A 17,449-nucleotide genomic window follows, 5' to 3' on the forward strand; every position below is an offset into this window, starting at 1 on the left:
ATCAACGCCGACAGAGGTACTGCCGACGCAGCGACGACCGCTGGGGTGCCCTACGTCGATGTGCACGAAACCCACACCGGCGTGGTGGTGCTCGCCGGTGAGCGGGCCTACAAGGCGAAGAAGCCGGTGTTGACCGACTTCCTGGATTTCCGGACACCTGAGCAACGCGAACGCGCGTGTCTGCGCGAAGTCGAGCTGAACAGCCGACTGTCTCCCGACAGTTATCTCGGCATCGCGCATCTCTCCGACCCCGCCGGAGGCCCCGCCGAACCGGTCGTGGTGATGCGGCGTTACCGCGACAGCGACCGGTTGGCCTGGTTGGTGGAGCATGGCGGATCGGAGACGTCGGTTCTGGAGCTACTGGACACCATCGCAGCAGTGCTGGCTCGCTTTCACGAACGTGCCGAGCGAAGTCCCCTGATCGACGCCCAGGGCGAGGCCGGCGCGATCAATCGACGCTGGACCGAGAACCTGACCGAACTTCACCGCTATGCGGGTACGGTGTTCTCCGACGAGTCGATCGGGCAGATCGAGCAGCTGGTTGCCGAATTCGTCTGCGGCCGAGACGTTCTGTTCACCCGCCGGATCACGGAAGGCTGCATTGTCGACGGCCACGGCGATCTGCTTGCCGACGACATCTTCTGCGTCGACGACGGACCGGCCCTGCTCGATTGCCTCGAGTTCGACGACGAACTTCGCTACGTCGACCGTATCGATGACGCAGCCTTCCTGGCCATGGATCTGGAGTTTCTGGGCCGCAACGACCTTGGCGAATACTTTCTCCAACGCTACCTGGCCCATTCCGGCGATACCGCACCGAAGCCGCTGCATGACTTCTACATCGCCTATCGCGCGGTAGTGCGGGCCAAGGTCGACTGTGTTCGGCTATCGCAGGGCAAGTCGGCGGCCGCGGCGGACGCTGCCCGGCATCTGGCCATAGCGACCCGCCATCTGCGGCAAGGCGCGGTTCGGCTGGCGCTCGTCGGCGGCAACCCGGGCACCGGAAAATCCACGGTGTCCCGCGCTCTGGCCGAACGCGTTGGGGCACAGGTCATCTCCACCGACGACGTACGCCGGCAGCTGCTTGAGTGGGGCGCCATCGCCGGCGAGCCCGGCGTGTTGGATGCCGGCCTGTACAGCCCCCGAAACGTCACGGCCGTCTACGAGGTAGCCCTGCGCCGAGCGCGGCTGAGTCTGGCGAATGGGCGGCCGGTGATCCTCGACGGGACTTGGCGTGATCCGCGGCTGCGGGCCCAAGCGCATCGCCTTGCCGCCGAAGCACATTCGGCGCTGGTGGAACTGCTGTGCACGGCGCCGGTCGACACGGCAGCCGACCGGGTCAAGACCAGGCAACCGGGCCCTTCCGATGCGACGCCGCAGATCGCGGCGACGCTGGCCGCTCAGCACAACGGCTGGGACACTGCGCACCCGGTCGACACCTCTCGTCCGCTCGAGTTCTCGGTGCGGGAAGCCCACGATTTCTGGCTCAGCGCCACCGGAGCCGGCGCGCCGGAATAACCCGGCGGTCGTCGGCGCAATCCGCTCCCGGCGGCAAAGAGCCGAGCCCAAGGCCCCTCTCGGCGAGGACCAACGGCCCTGTCCGCGCGCTGCGCAAGTTCTTAGCGTTGACGTCACAGGCGAAGGGTGATGCTCATGACGGCGGCGACGGGGCCCGATGTACCCGATGCGGTGGTGATCCGCGAAGCGGTGATGCTGGCATGTCATGCCCCGTCGTTGCACAACAGCCAGCCATGGCGATGGATTGCGGTGGGTCCGACGCTGCAGCTGTGGGTCGACTCCAGCCGGTCGATGCCGGCTACCGACCACACCGGCCGGGAACTGTTGTTGAGCTGCGGCGCGGTGCTGGATCACCTGCGCGTCGCCATGTCGGTCGCCGGCTGGGACACGACCACCGAACGGTTTCCCGACCCGGCAAGCCAGGACCAGCTGGCGACACTGCGATTTCGTCGCGCCGAAAACATCACGGCAGCACAGCAGCGGCGGGCGCAGGCAATCCTGCGGCGCCGCACCGACCGACTGCCGTTCGACCCGCCCGCCCGGTGGACGGCCGCGGAGTCCGTGCTGCGCCGCGTGGTCGCACCCTATGACGTCCAACTGGACGTGGTGGCCGACGAGCAGCGTCCGGCCCTGGCCGAGGCATCCCGACTCACCGAGACGCTGCGCCGTTACGACACCACCTACCTATCCGAACTACGTTGGTGGACATCGCCGTTCACAACAGACCCCAGCCACGCGCCGGAAGGCGCCCTGGTGTCCACCGCGGAAGCGGCCCGAGTCGACATCGCACGGGCGTTTCCGCCGGCCGGCGGAGGGCGGCGTCGCCCGGACATCGATCATGACCAGTCCAAGATCGTGGTGATGTCCACCGGCAGCGATGACCCGTTGGACGTGTTGCGCTGCGGCGAGGCGATGTCGGCCGTGTTGCTCGAATGCACCATGGCGGGCATGGCCACGTGCACGCTGACGCACATGACCGAAATCGCGATGAGCCGCAACATCATCACCCAGATCACCGGGACTGCTGGCCAGCCGCAGCTGCTTATCCGGCTCGGCCGATCACCGGCCAACGACCAGCACGTGGAGCGCACCGCGCGGCGGCCCGTGACAGAAGTACTCGAGTTTCGGCGCTGACCGGCGCCAGCGGGAAGGAGGTTTCAGCCATGACACGGCACTGGCTGGTAATGGAGACGGCGAACGGGCCGCAAGCGCCGTTCGTCAGTCGGGTGGCCGGCGCTGGCCGGCATCTGCCCGAAACCCATCTCACCACGGACGAATTGATGGCGACCACTCGTCATCACACCCACATCGACCTGGAACGGCTGACCGGAATCCACGAGCGCCGGGTCTCGGTGGGTGATGAGGATTCCTACTCCCTGGCCACCTCCGCGGCACTGAACGCACTGGCCGCCGCGCGGCAGGACCCGGTGACGCTGGACGTGGTGATCAACTGCAGCATCACCAAGTTCCGCGGCGGCCTCACCCAATGGCTGGAACCGACCATGAGCAGCGCCATAGCCCGCGCCATCGGGGCGCGCCGGGCGATGACGTTCGACGTATCCAACGCGTGCGCCGGAATGCTCACCGGCGTAACGATTTTGAACAACTGGATCCGCCAGGGCGTGGTCGAGCGCGGACTGGTCGTCAGTGGCGAGTACATCTCGCAACTCAGCCATAACGCAGCCCGCCACATCCGCAACATCCTCAGCAAGGAGTTGGCCTCGTTGACCCTCGGCGATGCCGGCGCGGCCCTGCTGCTGGAGCGGGCACCCGTCGGCTCGGCCGGAATCGCCCTGGCTGGGTTCACCACCGTCGCCGACTACAGCCGGCTGTGTCTGGCCTACCCACGCGGACACGACCCGGGCGCGCGGATGTTCACCAATTCCCGCGCCATCCACCAGGCCGCGATGGCCAACACGCCGCTGCTGTTGCAGGAAGTCCTTGATACGGCGGGCATTTCGATTCACGACATCGACCACGTGATCACCCATCAGACGTCGGCGCGGGCAATCCGCAAGGGCATGGCCCGAATGTCGCAGTCGTTCGGCGACAAGCCCCGCCATGACGCGGTGATCACCGTGGACCGGTACGGCAACACGGCGTCGACCACCCACACGGTGGCGCTCGTCGAGGAACTCGAGGCCGGACACGTCGCACCCGGAGAACGGATCGCGCTGATCGCTCTGGCTTCTGGGCTCGAAATTGGGATTGTCTTACTGACCCTGGATGAGGACATGGTGAGCCGGTATGGGCACAGTCATTGACCGAGTCGACCTCACGCACCCGGGCCTGCTGCATCGGCACAGCGCGCTGCACCTGGCCGTCGCCGCGGCCAAGGATTGCCTGCAGCGAGCGGGATGCGACCCCGGCGAGCTGGATCTCGTGGTCAACGCGGGGATTTATCGCGACCGGAATCTGGGCGAGCCCGCGCTGGCAGCGCTGATCCAGGACGACATCGGGGCCAACCCCGAGGATCCGCATGCCGGTGCTCACGGCACGTTCTCGTTCGACATCGCCAACGGCGCCTGCGGTGTGTTGACGGCGCTGCAGATCGTCGACGGTTTTCTGCGGACCCACAGCATCAACCGCGCGCTGATCGTGGCCAGCGACGCCGATCCGGGACACGGGATGAGCGAGAACTTTCCCTTCTCGGCCGCCGGAGCCGCATTGTTGTGCGGCTGGATCAACGACGACTACGGTCTGAGCCGCGTTTCGTGGGCGAACCTGGACGACGGGGCAACCGACGAGACATTCCGTGCCACCGTCGGTTTCGCCGACGCCCGTAATGTTCTCCGGTTCAGCGAGTCGGCCGACATCGATGATCAGTTCGCCGCCGCCGCCGCCCAGGCGGTGGCGGCCTGCCTGGCGGCGCATTCCGTGCGGCTTTCGGCCATCGACATGATCGTCGCTGCCCCGGCACGGCAGGGGTTCCGTGCGGCGCTGGGCAACCGGCTCGGGGTGCCGGCCGACCTGATCCGCGTGGCGGATGACGAGCGCATGCATACGGCGGCGCTGGCCGCAGCGTTCGAGGGGCAGGTCGAGAGCCTGCCCGCGGGCACCCAGGTGCTGTTCGTCGCCGCGGGTGCCGGCGTCACGGCCGGCGCGGCGCTCTATCGTCAGCCGCCCCGCGTCGTCGCGTGAACCTCTGGTTGCCGCAGCGACTTCGCTTCATCGGTGAGGCGCCGGCAGACACGGCGGCCGGTGTGGGAGTTAACTGTTGCGGCTGATTTTGAGCGCGGTAGTGATCATCGGAAGCTGCAACGGCAGCCGCGCCAGCGCGATGATCCGCATCGGCCAGGGCTTGTCCCACCACAGCCGGACCATGTTGAGATTGCCCGGAAAGACCGCCACGAACAGCCCCGCGGCCGCCAGCGCGGCCAATCGCCGGGTGCGTCGCGGCAGCAACAGCGCTCCGATGACCAACTCGGCGACACCTGATACGTAGGTGTAGAGCCGCGGGTTTCCGGCCGGGATGATGTCGTCGAACGGTTTGGGCGCCACGAAGTGGATGGTGCCCACGCTGATCAGTAGCGCGGCGATCCGATACGCCGCGATCTGGTTGCGGTCACGCCGTGCACCGGCGGGCTCGGGCACCGATGACTTCGGATTCTGTCCGGGGCTCATCGCGTGGCCTGCTGCCAGGAAATGATGCGTTCGGCGAGCTCGGGTCCGCTGTCCTCCTGGATGAAGTGGTTGGCGTTGATTCGGGCATGCGGCTGGCCCGCCGCGCCCGGGATGTGGTTGATCAACTGACGGTCGGCTCGTCCCAGGATCGGGTCCCGTTTACCGAAGATGGCAAGGAATGGCTTCTCCCACCGGCCAAGCGCGTCCCAGGCGGCCCGGTTGGCCGCAATCGCGGGGTCGCCGGCCGATGTCGGTACCAATTGGGGAAAGGCGCGGGCGCCTGCTTGGTACCGCTTGTCGGGGAACGGAGCGTCGTAGCCGGCCCGCACCTCGGCCGGGACCTTGTGCACGGTGCCGGTGTCGACGATGCGGCCCGCGGGCAGCACGGGGGAGTAGCGCGCGAAGGCCCGCCAGATGTAGAAGGCGGGCGGGGTGCGTTGCTGCGCGGTGGGAAGAAAGCCGTTGGCCACCACCAGAGCCGCTATCCGGGCATCCTGTTCGGTGGCGATGCGCAGGCCGATCAGCGATCCCCAGTCTTGCACGAAGAGCGTGACGTCGCGCAGATCGAGATTCTCGAACCACGACGTCACCCATTCCACATGACGCAGGTAGGTGTAATCCTCGATGCGCGTTGGCTTGTCGGAGCGGCCGAAGCCGATCAGGTCGGGTGCCAGGACCCGGTTGCCGGCCTTGGCGAGCGGCGGGATCATCGTCCGGTACAGGTAGCTCCAGGTGGGCTCGCCATGCAGCAGCACGATCGGCGGCCCGTCGGTGGGACCCTCGTCGAGGTAGTGCATGCGCAACGCCTGGCTGTCGGTTGCCGCCACATCGACGTAGTGCGGTGCGAACGGGTAGCCGACCAGGTTTTCGAACCGGGCATCCGGTGTTCTCAGGACATCCATCAGTCAGCTCCTTCGGGGCGGCATGGCGAACTCGTCTGCTCCGGCAAGCCTGCCATGCCGCCGGCCCACTGCGGCAGCTGGTCACCGTGACACCCCGATCGCGGCTGCCGAATACCGAAATACCTTGCTGTAGTTGGTTTCTCGCGGCCCGCAGCCAAGCCGGTGACGAGGGTGGGCGCCGGCACCGCGCAGCCGACAGCTGCGCGGGCGCGGCGGGGCGTGATGTTTCGTCCGACCATGGTGCCGGTGCTGTGCGGGCGCTTGCCGGTCGGAATCTCTGCGGCGTCTAGCATGTGCGGGAGTACGCGGCTGCGGCCAGACAGGAGATCTCATGGTCGAGATTCATGTGCAGCGCACCATCGCTGCGCCTGTGGAAAAGGTCTTCGACTGGCTGGCCGACCCGCACGCGTTGACCGCCGCCCCGTTGGTGCTCCGGGCCGGTTACACCAAGGACTCCTCCCCGCCGGGGCCGGGCGCGGTGCGTGAGGTGGTGGCGCTCGGCACCTGGTTTCGGGAGCAGATCACGGCCTTTGATCGGCCGCGCAGCTACACCTACCTCATCCTGCGCTCGTTTCCGCCGTTCAATCACGAGGGCGGCACGTTGACGTTCACTCCCGCGGGCAACGGTACCCATGTCGATTGGCTGACCACCTACACCCATCCGGCTCGGGCCGGAGGCAACCTGCTGGCCGCGGTCACCCGCCCGCTGTTGCGGTCGAACTTTCTGGCGATTCTGGCCGCCTGCGCGAAGACGCTCGAAATCTAGCGGTGGAGAATCGGCTCGCAGTTGCGGGACAACGGCTTCCACAGGGGACCGGCCGTGGTCCACGCTGAACGTGCCCGTGCGCGCACGTTCGTCGTGACCGGTGCGGCGTCGGGCATCGGCCTGGCGACCGCGCGTCGCCTGCTGGACGAAGGTGGCTCGGTCGTCGGCGCCGATCTCGTCGCCCCGCACCAGGACCTCGGCCCGCGATTTACGTTCGTTGCGGCCGACGTGACCGACGAAGCCGCCGTCGCCGCCGTCATCGACACCGTGCCCGACCGCCTGGACGGGGTCGTCCACTGCGCCGGGGTCGCCGGCGGCGGCCCGGTCCACCTGCTGCCGCGGACCGAGTGGGACCGGCTCATCAGGACCAACCTCACCGCGACCTTTCTGGTGGCCAAGGCCTCACTGGCCAGGATGATCGAGCAACCCCGCGTCGACGCCGAGCGCGGCTCGATCGTCACCCTGGCCAGCATCGAAGGTCTGGAAGGCACCGCCGGCGGTAGCTCCTACAACGCCGCCAAGGGCGGTGTCGTGTTGTTGACCAAGAACATTGTGCTCGACTACGGGCCGAGCGGTATCCGCGCCAACGCCATCTGCCCGGGCTTCATCGCCACGCCGATGACCGACAGCGTCTTCGGTATGCCGGGCATGCAGGGCCCGCAGGCCTCGATCGTCGCCGAGCATGCCTGCGGCGGCTGGGCCGCCCGGAGGAGGTCGCGGCCATGGCCGCCTTGCCTGGTGTCGCCGGAGGCATCCTTCGTCACCGGTCAGGCCATTGCCGTCGACGGCGGCTACACGGCCGGACGCGACCACGGCGTCGTCGCGCTCTTCGGCTTTCCCGAGTGAGACGAGTGACAGGAATCCCCATGACATCGACAGCCGGGCGGGTCGTCGCATTGGCCCGCGGGATGCGGGAGCTGGTGCGGGCCGAGGCCGCCGAGTCCGAGCGCAAGCGCACGCTGACCGATCCAATCGTCGCTGAGATGTGGGCCACCGGGCTGATGTCGGCGCTCAGTCCCGTCGCCGCCGGCGGGGTCGAGCCGCCGTTGGCCGACATGATCGAGATGTGGATCGAAATGGCTTGGCAAGATGGGTCTTTCGGCTGGATCGGGATTGCGAACCTGCCGTCGCGGTTCGCCGCCGCGACCTACTTGCCCGACGACGGCTTCGCCGAGGTGTTCACCGCGCACGACAACCACGTCACGATGGGCGGCCAGTTCTTCCCCAACGGGCAGGGGACCGCCGTCGACGGCGGCTACCGGTTGAGCGGATCGTGGAGCTTCGGCTCGGGCATCGGCCATTCGCAGTACATCGCGACCGGGTTTTTCCCGATGGACAATGGCGAGATGCGCTGGATCAGCGAAGGCATCCCGGACATGCAGGTGGCCGTGGTTCCGCGCGACGACATCCAGTTCAACGACGGCTGGTATGTGCAGGGGCTCAAGGGAACCGGGTCTTATGACTACAGCGCCCAGGATGTGTTCGTGCCGCACAGCCGGACGTTTCCGCTGTTCACCCGCGAGCCGTACCGGGGGAGCTCGCCGGCCACCCGCATGGGCCTGATGCCCGTCACCGCCGCCGGTCACGCATCGTGGGCACTCGGGGTCGCCAAGAGCATGCTCGACGACGTCGCCGACCTCGCGGCCACGAAGTACCGGATGAGCGACATGGCGCCATTGGCCAGCCGCCCGACCTTCCAGAAAGGGCTCGCGCATCACGTCGCGGCGTGGCGGGCCGCCCGCCTTCTGGTGCTCGACGCGTTCACCACCGCCGAAGCCGCGGTCGCCGCCGGTGACGACCTGACCCCGATGTTGCGGGCCGACCTGCGCGCGGCCGCGGTCTTCGCCACCGACACGGCGCGAAGCTGCGCGGAGTGGGCGCACCTGGTCGCCGGAACGAGCTCGATTCGCGAAGGCAGTCGCCTCGAGCGCGCGTTCCGTGACATGTACACCGGGACCCAGCACGCCTTCATCAGCGAGAAGGTGGCCATCGATTGCGCCCAGGTGTGGCTGGGCATCATCGAGGACCAGTTCGGCCTCTGAATCCGCCTTGCGCCCGCTTTGCCATGACGATCCCGCGTGCCCGGACGGCGATCAGCCGACCCGCGGTGCGGTAGTTTGGCAAAGATTGCCAACCCATCCGGAAAACGGTTCGCCATGGATGACCACGCTCTTGCCGCACGGCTGGCCACCGAGGCCGGACAGCTTCTGCTCCAAGTCCGGCAGGAATTTGCCGACGCCGCAGCGAGCGAGCGAAAGGCAGCGGGGGACAAGCGATCTCATGACTTTCTGATGCAAGCACTGGCCATGCAGCGTCCCGCCGATGCGGTGCTGTCCGAGGAGGGCGCCGACGAACCGGTGCGGTTGCGCTCGGCACGGGTGTGGATCATCGATCCGCTCGACGGTACCCGCGAGTTCTCCGAACTCGGACGTGAGGACTGGGCGGTTCACGTCGCGCTGTGGCAGACCGATGAGCTCGTTGCCGGTGCCGTGGCGCTGCCGGCGCAGGGCATCACCCTGGCGACACCGTACGTTCCGCCGCCGCCCGCCGCATCCGGCCGACCACGCATCGTGGTGTCGCGCACCCGTGCGCCCGCAATCGCACTGGCCGTGCGCGACGCGTTGCACGGCACACTGGTCGAAATGGGCTCGGCCGGCGCCAAAGTGGCAGCGGTGGTGCAGGGGTCGGCCGATGTGTATGTGCACGCCGGAGGCCAGTACGAATGGGACTCCGCCGCGCCGGTGGCGGTGGCCCGGGCCGCCGGTTTGCATGCCTCCCGCATCGACGGATCGGCGTTGGCGTACAACCGGGCGGACCCGAAGCTTCCGGACCTGGTGGTATGTCGCCCGGAGCTGGCCGCAGCCGTATTGGCCGCCACCGGCGTCGCGGATCGGCGGCTCAATACCGGCGATGGCGAAGCTCGGCTCTGATTCGGTGAAACATGCGCTGCCAACGGTTTCGGGCCAGCTGCGTCGGCAGCCGTTATTGCTTCTTGTCTGCGGCGAAGAGTTTCACCATGACGCCGGATGCCACGCTGCCGGCCACAATCAGCGCGATACCCACCGCGAAATCCACGGAGTCGGTGACCAGACCCGCGATCCCGGTCACCATGACGAACGTGGGCAGCCACTCGACGAGGCCGATGGTCGACGGCAACCGGGTCGGTTCTCCATTGGCCAGGTCTAATTTGGCCGAGGCGTAATCCGGGTAGAACTCGGTGACCACCACCGCAAAGAAGATGGCCGCCAGCTGCAGGATCCAGCCCGTCCAGAAGTTGCTGGGGTCGTGGAAGACATAGTCGCCGACAAAGCCAACCGCTGCGGCGAACGTGAACGCGCCTGCCCACACTGCGGTGATCACCGCATTGATCCGCATGAACAGCGGGCTGTCCCAATACTCTTGTGGCGTCGTGTCTTTGGCGTAGGCCATGGTGAACGGCTTGCGGATCAGCAAGGTGAGCCAGGCGAAACCGGCCAGCGAAATGTTGGTCAGCTCGCCGGACCACAGTTCCAGCCAACGGATCACGTTGTCGGTTGCGACCAATCCGATGACGGCCAGCGCCGCGAAGAACAGCGCACCGAAGACCTCCAGCGTATGAACCTTGATGCTCCGGATGAGACCAGCAACCATGACGAGCAACGAGAACCCCAGGGCGGCGACCACCGCTTCTTCGAAGCGGCCCGGCCCGGACAGGATGGACAACAGCGCCCACGGCGCAATTCCGGCGAAGGGCGACTTCAGAAACGAGTCGATCATGCCGGCCCGGCGGTTTGCCTCCGGCCGGCCCTTCGGCGGCTGAACGTCGTTGTCGTTACCGGAAGGGCTCGTCAGGTTAGGGCGGGGGGTGTGACTCATCTGGGACTCCTCGCGGTATCGACCGTCCAATTATGACATGTGAATAGTGGCATGTTGTTAGTGACATGTCAATGATGGACGGTTAGGATGGGCTGGTGAGTTTGCGACATGCCGCGTTGGGGTTGCTTTCCCAGGAGCCAGGTAGTGGATATGACCTGCTGAAACGGTTCAAGGTGTCGATGGACAACGTCTGGCCGGCTACCCAGAGTCAGCTCTACGGCGAACTCAACAAGCTCGCTGCCGCCGGGCTGATCAAGGCGTCCGACACGGGGCCGCGGGGGCGCAAAGAGTACGCGATCACCGATGCGGGCCGGGCGGAGCTCAATCGCTGGATCACCTCTCCGCAGGAGGATCCGCCCATTCGCAACGCTGCGTTGCTGCGGGTGTTTCTGCTCGGCCAGCTGCCTCCCGGTCAGGCGCGTAAGTATTTGGAATCACTGTTGTCGCTGGCCGAGGAGGAGCACGCGCACTACCAGCAGATCCGCGAAGCCTACGACTGGTCCGACGATGACGACGGCTTCTTTGCCCGCGCCGTTCTCGAGCAGGGATTACGGTGGACTCGCCACGAGATCGACTGGGCCACTTGGGTCATCGAGGGCCTGGATCGGCGCAGGGCTCGCGGTAACGACTAGACCCGGATCTTTCAGTAAGGCGCGCGCGTGTCGAGTGGGGAGCACGCCTCCGGTATGCGGCAGATGCGTCGGGGCTCGACCGGCGTGCAGGTCGGTATCCGGTCAGCAGCTGTGGCCGTTGGCCTCCTTGCAGTGTCGGTCTACATTTTCTGTCTACCGCTAGAGCCCGCCTGTCCGCGACAAATCCGTTGCGCTGTAGGAGTTGTCGCGCATAGGTGGGCACTTCGGGTATCGAATCTGTCTTGTGACTGGTCTGGCGAGTACTGTGGGACGGCGCCGTGTTCGCTGTCGGTGAAATGTGAATTCGGTTGTTGGGCAGGCACTTTCTGCCCTGGTTTTTGAGTTCCTAAGGGGAGTCAAGTGACTCGGGTGGGTTTTATGCTGGGTTTGACGGGCCGGTGAATTGGAGCGCTTGGCGACTCCTGTTGTTCCCGGCTCGTCCTGCCTTTTTCAGAAGCCGCCGATAGGTTGGGTGTCATGGATTGGCAGGCGATCACGGCGGCCTTTGACCGGTTGGATGCGGCGCTGGATGTGGTGGTGGGCCTGAACTTTGACGCGCTGAGCACCGCGCAGTGGTTGACGCTGCTGGGGCGCTGCGAACAGGCGCGCCGACGCCTCCCGGTGCCCGAGCATCAGCTGATCAACCACCTGGCCCGCCAGGCCAGCGCCGCAGAACTGGGCGGCAAGCTGTCGCATGCGATCGCCGAGTGGACGTTGATCAGCCGTGCCGAGGCCAGCCGGCGCATTAATGTGGCCGCCGATCTGGGGCCGCGGCGCTCGCTGACCGGTGAGCCGATCGCCCCGGCGCTGGCCGCCACCGCCGCCGCTCAACGCGACGCCACCATCGGCGCCAAGGAGCGTGGCTGCTCGGCCCCAGGCTGCGACGTCAAAGGGTATTAGTGCTAAGTCCACCATGTGATTCCGTTCGCCGAGTCGCCCACCACCGACATCGATCAACTGACCTTCGCCTGCGGACCTGACCACTAACTCCTCGACAAAGGCTGGATTACCCGCAAAAACACCCACGGCGACACCGAATGGATCCCCCCGGCCCACCAAGACCGCGGCCAACCCCGCACCAACACGTTCCATCACCCCAAAAAACTGCTCCGCGACGGAGACGACGACGAAACGGAGTAACTCCGCCAACCCAGGGTTAACTAATGCATGTCGGCCAGCGCCCGGCCCATTCGCGATACGGCTTCGGTCAGAATGGCTGGGCTGGTCGCAAAATTGATGCGCACATGCCCGTCCCCGCCCGTCCCGAAGACGTGGCCGGAACTCAGCGCCACGCGGGCGTGGTCCCGGAACCACCTGGCCGGACCCGACAGGTCCGACACCACCGCAAGGCCGTCGGCGGCCCGTTCGGCGAAACCGAGTGCGCGACAGTCCAGCCATGCCAGGTAAGTTCCTTGCGGCCACAGGTATTTCACCCCGGGAAGGTATTGCTCGACCAGACCACCCAATAACGTTCGGTTGGTCTCCAGGCCCTGCAGCACGGCGTCGAGCCAATCGCCGCCGCCGCGAAATGCTTCGGTGTGCGAGATGACACCGAGATGGCTTGGCCCGTGACTGACCTCCTCGGGCATGCGGCGAAGATCGCGGGCCGCTTCGGCGCCGGCGATGGCCACAGCGGCTTTGATCCCGCAGAGATTCCAAGCTTTCGAGGCGGACATCAAGCTGAATGCGTTCTCGGCGCCGGGCACGCTCAGGTACGGGGTGAATCGCGCCCCGCTCATGACGAGCGGAGCATGAATCTCGTCGGACACCACCCGGATGCCGAACCGGCGTGCGAGTTGGGCGATCTCGCTCAGTTCGTCGACGGTGTGCACGGCGCCGGTCGGGTTGTGGGGATTGCACAACAGGTAGGCGACGTTCCCGCTCGACTGACGGGCACGAGCGAATGCCTGCTCCAACGTCTCCATATCGATCCGGCCGTCGACACCGAGCGGTGCTTCGATGACCCGGCGGCCGTCATGGGACACGAACGCGTAGAAGGGTGCGTACACCGGCGAATTGACGATGACCGCGTCACCGCGGTCGGTGACCAGGCGCAGTAGCTCGACAACCCCGAGCATCACGTCGGGCACGATCGCGGTGCGGCCGACCTCCAGATCGTGCCAATTCCAACGTTGCGAGGCGAATTCGGCCACCGCTTCGGCGTAGGCGGTGCCGTGAGGATATCCGGTGTCCCCGCGGTCGACGGCGCTGTGGATGGCGGAAGCCACCGTCGGCGCAAGGTTGACATCCATCTCCGCGACCCACAGCGGCAGGATATCGGCCGGGTAAGCACGCCATTTCATGCTGGTGCGGCTCTGTAATTGCTCGAGCGATAGCTCCTCGAGTGGACTCGTCACTGTTGCAGATTACGGCGCTCGGATACGGAGTCACCGAGCGGCAAAGGCGTGCGCGGGGATGGTCAATGGCAAATCCACCGAACTGAGCAGGCCCGGCTCCGCGGCGATGACATAGGGGACGGCATTCACGACGCGCATTGCCGTGGCGACCATCGCGCCGGCCCCAGAGGTCATTCCTGCGATTCCGGCTCGACGCGGGTCCCGCAGCGCAGCCGCCATGGTGCAGTCGATGTCGGGGTCCCCGGTGATCACGATGCGATACGACAGGTCACCCACACCGGTCGGCCAGTCGGGCGCGACGTCGTGCGCGAGCCGGGTGACGTGCTCGATGACGATGACTTCGCGGTCCTCGGCCACGCCGATCGCCTGCATGCGTATCGCCCCGCATGTTCCTGCTGCGACCGTGCCCATCGCCACGTTCAGCGTCCGGCTCGTGACGGCGCGATCGAATCTCTCACGGATTTCCTGCAATTGGAGTCCGAGCGCGTCGGCGATCAATCGGATCTGTCGCTGCCATTCGCCGGCTATCGCGCCGGGAATGGCGACCCAGGGTTGGTAGTCGAGCGATTGTCCGAATCCCAGCCCATTGATCATGATGTCGGCGACGCCGTAGTCGGCATACAGGCCGATCTCGAAGGCGTGGATCTTCTCGATGGTCGACGACTGGGTGGACAGCACCAACGGCAGGTAATCGGCGGCGAAGCCCGGTTCGATGCCCGAGGCATACAGCGACGCCCGGCCATGCCTGGCCGCGGCGGCGAGTTGATCACGCCATTCGGTGGGCTGGTAGGCATGCGGATTGACCAGCCGGGTCGTACTGGTCGTGACGACGTTGATTCCCGCTTCGAGCAGCTTCAGGTAGCCGGGGATCGCAAGTGCGTCGCGTTCGGGGCCGGCGGCCGCATAGACCACGCATTCGGGCTCGAGGGCAATCAGTGCGTCCGCGTCATTGGTGGCCGCAAGACCTATCGGCTCCCCGTTGGCGAGATCGCCGGCGTCCTTGCCGACCTTTTCGGGCGAATGTACCCACACCCCAACAAGTTCCAGATTCGGGCGGCGCTGGATGGCGCGGATGGCGATCGACCCGATGCCACCCGTTGCCCACACCACCACACGGTGCGCCATCGCTTCTCCACCAAGGTTGGCCATCGTTGGCCCCTTCGGCTGCGGTGACGAAAAATACCGAATATTTGATCCGCAAGTTAACAGTGCCCGGTCGATAGGTCAAGCTCCAACAGCTGAATGCCACGCTTCGCCCACCGAATGGGGAGAACAAAAGTTAGGTCATGCGCGGGTGGCGAAACCACCTCACGTTCTTCTGCGACCTCGCATCGGCACTGCTGACCATCCCGGCGAAATCGCCGCGGTGTGGGCCGACCCGCCCTAGTCGCTCTGGTCCACCAAGACCGCGCCGTCGGGCCGGTTCCCCAGCGTCTGCAGCCCGACGTCCTCCCCGCCGGCGGTGACGCGCACGATCTCGGCCAATTCCGCGGGCGCGTCACATTGCAAATAGTGATCGGCGCCGGGCACCACCCAGTAGCGGCTGCGCCCCGGCTGGTCTTTCAGATACGCCTGCCAGACATGGTTGGCGACGCGCAGCGGCGCCACGCTGTCGTGCAGTCCCCAGACCAGCGTGGCGTTCAGGGACATCGTGGAAAGCTCGTCGAGCCAACGGGTTTCGTCGGCAGCCCGTTCATGCAGATACTGAACGGTGGCGGGCAGCACCGAGATTCCGTCGTTGTGGGCAAAGCACTTCGCCAGTGCGGCGATCTCCGGGTCGTCCAGCGTCCGTCGCGGGATGAAGGTGCTGGCTCCCAGCCCGGCCGCCAGCAGCTCGGGGGTCGTCGCGGCGGCGGTGGCCCGCCCCGTTGCCGGGTCGAGCAGCGCCGTTTGGAACGCGGTGAGGTTCGACAGCGGCAGGTAGATGTTGGCGTTGGTGATGACCACATCGAGCGGCAGCGCCGGTTGGTCCTCGCCGGCCAGCATGCCCAGCGCGATCATGCCCACGCTGCTGCCACGGTCGTGGGTGAGCATCCGGAACTCGGTCAGCTGCCACACCCGCGTGATGGCGTGAACGAGCAGTCGGGCGTCGTCATACAACGAGTAGACGTAGGGCGCGGACGGTTTGTCGGACAGTCCGTAGCCCGGGAAGTCAAGCACGAAGATGTCGAAATCCGAGCCCAGCTCACCCGCCAACCCGAAGTAGTCGATGCTGGACGTCGGGAAGCCGTGCACCAGCACCAGCGCCGGCGCCCCGGGCGTGCCGCAGCGGCGGCTGAACACCGACACTTCAGCGCCGTCGTTGGCGGCGGTGGTCGACCGCCAATGCAATTGCGTTCCGCCGCTGTGCCATTCGGTGAAGATGTCCAAGATGAGGTCCTCTCGACGGTCTTGGGCCGGTCTTATGCAAAAGTCGCTATCGCCAGCAAGAGCGGCAGCTGGTTGGAGCGAAGTTCGGGTGCCTGCAGTCGCTCTGGCCCGAAGAACGAGCCGCTGAGGTAGTTGTCGGCGTTCCACACCGGCGCGGTGCTCACCTGACCTTGGTAACTGAAGTTGTCCAGCACATAGGGAACGGCGTCGGATTCCAGCAGCGAGGGGCCGTTCATCAGCTGGAAGTGCAGGTGCGGGGCGTTGGAGTTGCCCGTGTTGCCCAGCTTGGCGATCTGTTGGCCCTTCTTGACCTTGTCACCGGGTTTGACCAGCAGCGTCCCTTTGATGAGGTGCGCGTAGAGCGCGTACACGCCGTCACCGAGATCCAGGACGATGTGATTGCCGTCGATGGTGTTGATTGTCATCTTGGCGGCCAGGGCAGGATCGGCTGCTGGCAGGATGCCCGGTACGTTGGCTTCCACAGTATCCAGCGTCGAGGCCACGGTGCCGTCGGCCACCGCGTAGACGGGAACTCCGTACGAGACGTAACTTTCGTTGCGGGTTTGGTCTCCGACGTAGAAATTGCCCTGGTCGTCCATGCGCATCCAGTCGATCGCAAAACGCTGGCTGTTGTTCAGCTTCATGTTGACCGGCATGATGGCGTCACGGTGCGCCCAGCCCGGATCGCAGCACCCGTTGAACGCCACCCAATTGTTACCCCGCAGTGGCGGGCTGATCACCCGCGGCGTGCCGGCCGAGATGTCGAACGGAGCACCCAGGGTGTCCAGCGGGCCGGGTTCGTTGCTCACCGCCGGGTTGGTCACCCCGGTGCCATGCAGACTCAGCATGACCGTCTTCGGGAATTGCGCCAACGTGTCAAGGGTGAAGTCCAGTAGCAGCGTCCGCGATGTCTGGGGCGCGATGCTGAAGTCGGCGGAGGGCTGTTGGGTGAGCTGCCGTAATCGGTTGCAGTTTCCATAGTTACAGGCGGGGTCGACCAATTGCGGGCCGGCGAACGTGGCGAGCACCTTCTTGGGATCCTGCGCATCGACCACGTCGACGGCAGTGAGGCTGGCCGGTCCCCCGGTGGCATTGGTGATCTGCACGTCGAAGGCCAGGTGATACATGCCGTCACTGCCGGGGAAGGGAAACGTCGGCCGGCTGATCGGCGCAACGGTCAGCGGGGTGAAGGCGTCGGGCACCGTCACCCCCGCGAGTGGGTTGGTTCTGGCCGGGGTGGTAGACGCGCCGCCGGCGCCGGTCTGGGTGCTTGACGAGCACGCGGCGACCAACAGGATCACCCAGAAGGTGGCCAACGGTTTCCTTAGAGCCTGTTCGTAAACGGGTGTGACTGTAGTGGCAGATGATAGCGATGTGATAACGATTGCGTGTCATGTGAGGGCGTGAGGCGGGGCTCGCGGTAGC

Annotated in this window: 16 protein-coding genes and 1 pseudogene; 10 read left to right on the forward strand and 7 right to left on the reverse strand. The window is 66.1% G+C overall.

Features of this window, described 5'->3' with window-relative positions:
• From CDN38_RS23580 to CDN38_RS23595, 4 genes are all read left to right on the forward strand, one after another.
• Positions 1-1,518 carry a bifunctional aminoglycoside phosphotransferase/ATP-binding protein gene (locus CDN38_RS23580; RefSeq protein WP_233027109.1) on the forward strand — a complete coding sequence of 506 codons (1,518 nt, stop codon included), beginning with the start codon at positions 1-3 and terminating at the stop codon, positions 1,516-1,518.
• 135 nt (positions 1,519-1,653) lie between these two features.
• Complete coding sequence (locus tag CDN38_RS23585; protein WP_075513395.1) at positions 1,654-2,652, forward strand: Acg family FMN-binding oxidoreductase; 999 nt, start codon at positions 1,654-1,656, stop codon at positions 2,650-2,652.
• 29 nt (positions 2,653-2,681) lie between these two features.
• Positions 2,682-3,782, forward strand: coding sequence for a 3-oxoacyl-ACP synthase III family protein (locus CDN38_RS23590; RefSeq protein WP_075513380.1), 1,101 nt, complete (start codon positions 2,682-2,684; stop codon positions 3,780-3,782).
• Complete coding sequence (locus CDN38_RS23595; RefSeq protein WP_075513379.1) at positions 3,766-4,659, forward strand: beta-ketoacyl-[acyl-carrier-protein] synthase family protein; 894 nt, start codon at positions 3,766-3,768, stop codon at positions 4,657-4,659. Before CDN38_RS23590 ends, CDN38_RS23595 begins: the two co-directional genes overlap by 17 nt.
• Positions 4,660-4,728: 69 nt before the next feature.
• Here CDN38_RS23595 and CDN38_RS23600 read toward each other — a convergent pair whose 3' ends face one another.
• Both CDN38_RS23600 and CDN38_RS23605 read right to left on the reverse strand, forming a co-directional pair.
• The gene (locus CDN38_RS23600) at positions 4,729-5,142 is read right to left on the reverse strand and encodes a DoxX family protein (protein WP_408633024.1); all 414 of its coding nucleotides are present in this window, start codon (positions 5,140-5,142) and stop codon (positions 4,729-4,731) included.
• The gene (locus tag CDN38_RS23605) at positions 5,139-6,044 is read right to left on the reverse strand and encodes a haloalkane dehalogenase (protein WP_075509019.1); all 906 of its coding nucleotides are present in this window, start codon (positions 6,042-6,044) and stop codon (positions 5,139-5,141) included. Before CDN38_RS23605 ends, CDN38_RS23600 begins: the two co-directional genes overlap by 4 nt.
• Positions 6,045-6,375: 331 nt before the next feature.
• Here CDN38_RS23605 and CDN38_RS23610 point away from each other — a divergent pair, with 331 nt between their 5' ends.
• From CDN38_RS23610 to CDN38_RS23625, 4 genes are all read left to right on the forward strand, one after another.
• Entirely contained in the window at positions 6,376-6,810 is a 435-nt protein-coding gene (locus CDN38_RS23610; protein WP_075509018.1) for an SRPBCC family protein, read from the forward strand.
• Positions 6,811-6,864: 54 nt separating this feature from the next.
• The gene (locus CDN38_RS23615) at positions 6,865-7,656 is read left to right on the forward strand and encodes an SDR family NAD(P)-dependent oxidoreductase (RefSeq protein WP_233027007.1); all 792 of its coding nucleotides are present in this window, start codon (positions 6,865-6,867) and stop codon (positions 7,654-7,656) included.
• Positions 7,657-7,676: 20 nt separating this feature from the next.
• Complete coding sequence (locus CDN38_RS23620) at positions 7,677-8,852, forward strand: acyl-CoA dehydrogenase family protein (RefSeq protein WP_075509017.1); 1,176 nt, start codon at positions 7,677-7,679, stop codon at positions 8,850-8,852.
• A gap of 114 nt (positions 8,853-8,966) precedes the next feature.
• Entirely contained in the window at positions 8,967-9,740 is a 774-nt protein-coding gene (locus tag CDN38_RS23625; RefSeq protein WP_075509016.1) for a 3'(2'),5'-bisphosphate nucleotidase CysQ, read from the forward strand.
• 52 nt (positions 9,741-9,792) lie between these two features.
• Here the strand turns inward: CDN38_RS23625 and CDN38_RS23630 are convergent, their stop codons facing one another.
• On the reverse strand, positions 9,793-10,665 hold the full coding sequence (locus tag CDN38_RS23630) for a protein kinase family protein (RefSeq protein WP_075509015.1): 873 nt from the start codon (positions 10,663-10,665) through the stop codon (positions 9,793-9,795).
• A gap of 95 nt (positions 10,666-10,760) precedes the next feature.
• Between CDN38_RS23630 and CDN38_RS23635 the strand changes: the two genes are divergently transcribed.
• Together CDN38_RS23635 and CDN38_RS33180 are read left to right on the forward strand one after the other, a co-directional pair.
• Positions 10,761-11,297, forward strand: coding sequence for a PadR family transcriptional regulator (locus CDN38_RS23635; protein WP_075509014.1), 537 nt, complete (start codon positions 10,761-10,763; stop codon positions 11,295-11,297).
• Between the two features lie 477 nt (positions 11,298-11,774).
• A pseudogene (locus tag CDN38_RS33180) lies at positions 11,775-12,149 on the forward strand (DUF222 domain-containing protein); the annotation flags it as partial.
• 308 nt (positions 12,150-12,457) lie between these two features.
• On the opposite strand, the gene CDN38_RS23645 reads toward CDN38_RS33180, so the two are convergent.
• The 4 genes from CDN38_RS23645 to CDN38_RS23660 form a co-directional block, all read right to left on the reverse strand.
• Positions 12,458-13,600, reverse strand: coding sequence for a MalY/PatB family protein (locus CDN38_RS23645; protein WP_099319214.1), 1,143 nt, complete (start codon positions 13,598-13,600; stop codon positions 12,458-12,460).
• Positions 13,601-13,684: 84 nt separating this feature from the next.
• A complete protein-coding gene (locus CDN38_RS23650) occupies positions 13,685-14,803 on the reverse strand; it encodes an NAD(P)H-dependent amine dehydrogenase family protein (protein ID WP_233027008.1) in 1,119 nt (372 codons plus the stop codon).
• Positions 14,804-15,037: 234 nt separating this feature from the next.
• Complete coding sequence (locus CDN38_RS23655) at positions 15,038-16,024, reverse strand: alpha/beta fold hydrolase (protein WP_099319215.1); 987 nt, start codon at positions 16,022-16,024, stop codon at positions 15,038-15,040.
• Positions 16,025-16,056: 32 nt separating this feature from the next.
• Positions 16,057-17,340, reverse strand: coding sequence for a M23 family metallopeptidase (locus CDN38_RS23660; protein WP_233027009.1), 1,284 nt, complete (start codon positions 17,338-17,340; stop codon positions 16,057-16,059).
• Between the last annotated feature and the right edge of the window lie 109 nt (positions 17,341-17,449).

It is taken from the genome of Mycobacterium ostraviense, assembly GCF_002705925.1.
Classification (GTDB): Bacteria; Actinomycetota; Actinomycetes; order Mycobacteriales; family Mycobacteriaceae; genus Mycobacterium; species Mycobacterium ostraviense.

Coding starts and splice junctions, on each gene's coding strand:
- CDN38_RS23625 (WP_075509016.1), top strand. CDS start 8,967: ATGGATGACCACGCTCTTGCCGCACGGCTGGCCACCGAGGCCGGACAG.
- CDN38_RS23600 (WP_408633024.1), bottom strand. CDS start 5,142: ATGAGCCCCGGACAGAATCCGAAGTCATCGGTGCCCGAGCCCGCCGGT.
- CDN38_RS23585 (WP_075513395.1), top strand. CDS start 1,654: ATGACGGCGGCGACGGGGCCCGATGTACCCGATGCGGTGGTGATCCGC.
- CDN38_RS23620 (WP_075509017.1), top strand. CDS start 7,677: ATGACATCGACAGCCGGGCGGGTCGTCGCATTGGCCCGCGGGATGCGG.
- CDN38_RS23630 (WP_075509015.1), bottom strand. CDS start 10,665: ATGAGTCACACCCCCCGCCCTAACCTGACGAGCCCTTCCGGTAACGAC.
- CDN38_RS23605 (WP_075509019.1), bottom strand. CDS start 6,044: ATGGATGTCCTGAGAACACCGGATGCCCGGTTCGAAAACCTGGTCGGC.
- CDN38_RS23645 (WP_099319214.1), bottom strand. CDS start 13,600: ATGAAATGGCGTGCTTACCCGGCCGATATCCTGCCGCTGTGGGTCGCG.
- CDN38_RS23610 (WP_075509018.1), top strand. CDS start 6,376: ATGGTCGAGATTCATGTGCAGCGCACCATCGCTGCGCCTGTGGAAAAG.
- CDN38_RS23595 (WP_075513379.1), top strand. CDS start 3,766: ATGGGCACAGTCATTGACCGAGTCGACCTCACGCACCCGGGCCTGCTG.
- CDN38_RS23650 (WP_233027008.1), bottom strand. CDS start 14,803: ATGGCCAACCTTGGTGGAGAAGCGATGGCGCACCGTGTGGTGGTGTGG.
- CDN38_RS23590 (WP_075513380.1), top strand. CDS start 2,682: ATGACACGGCACTGGCTGGTAATGGAGACGGCGAACGGGCCGCAAGCG.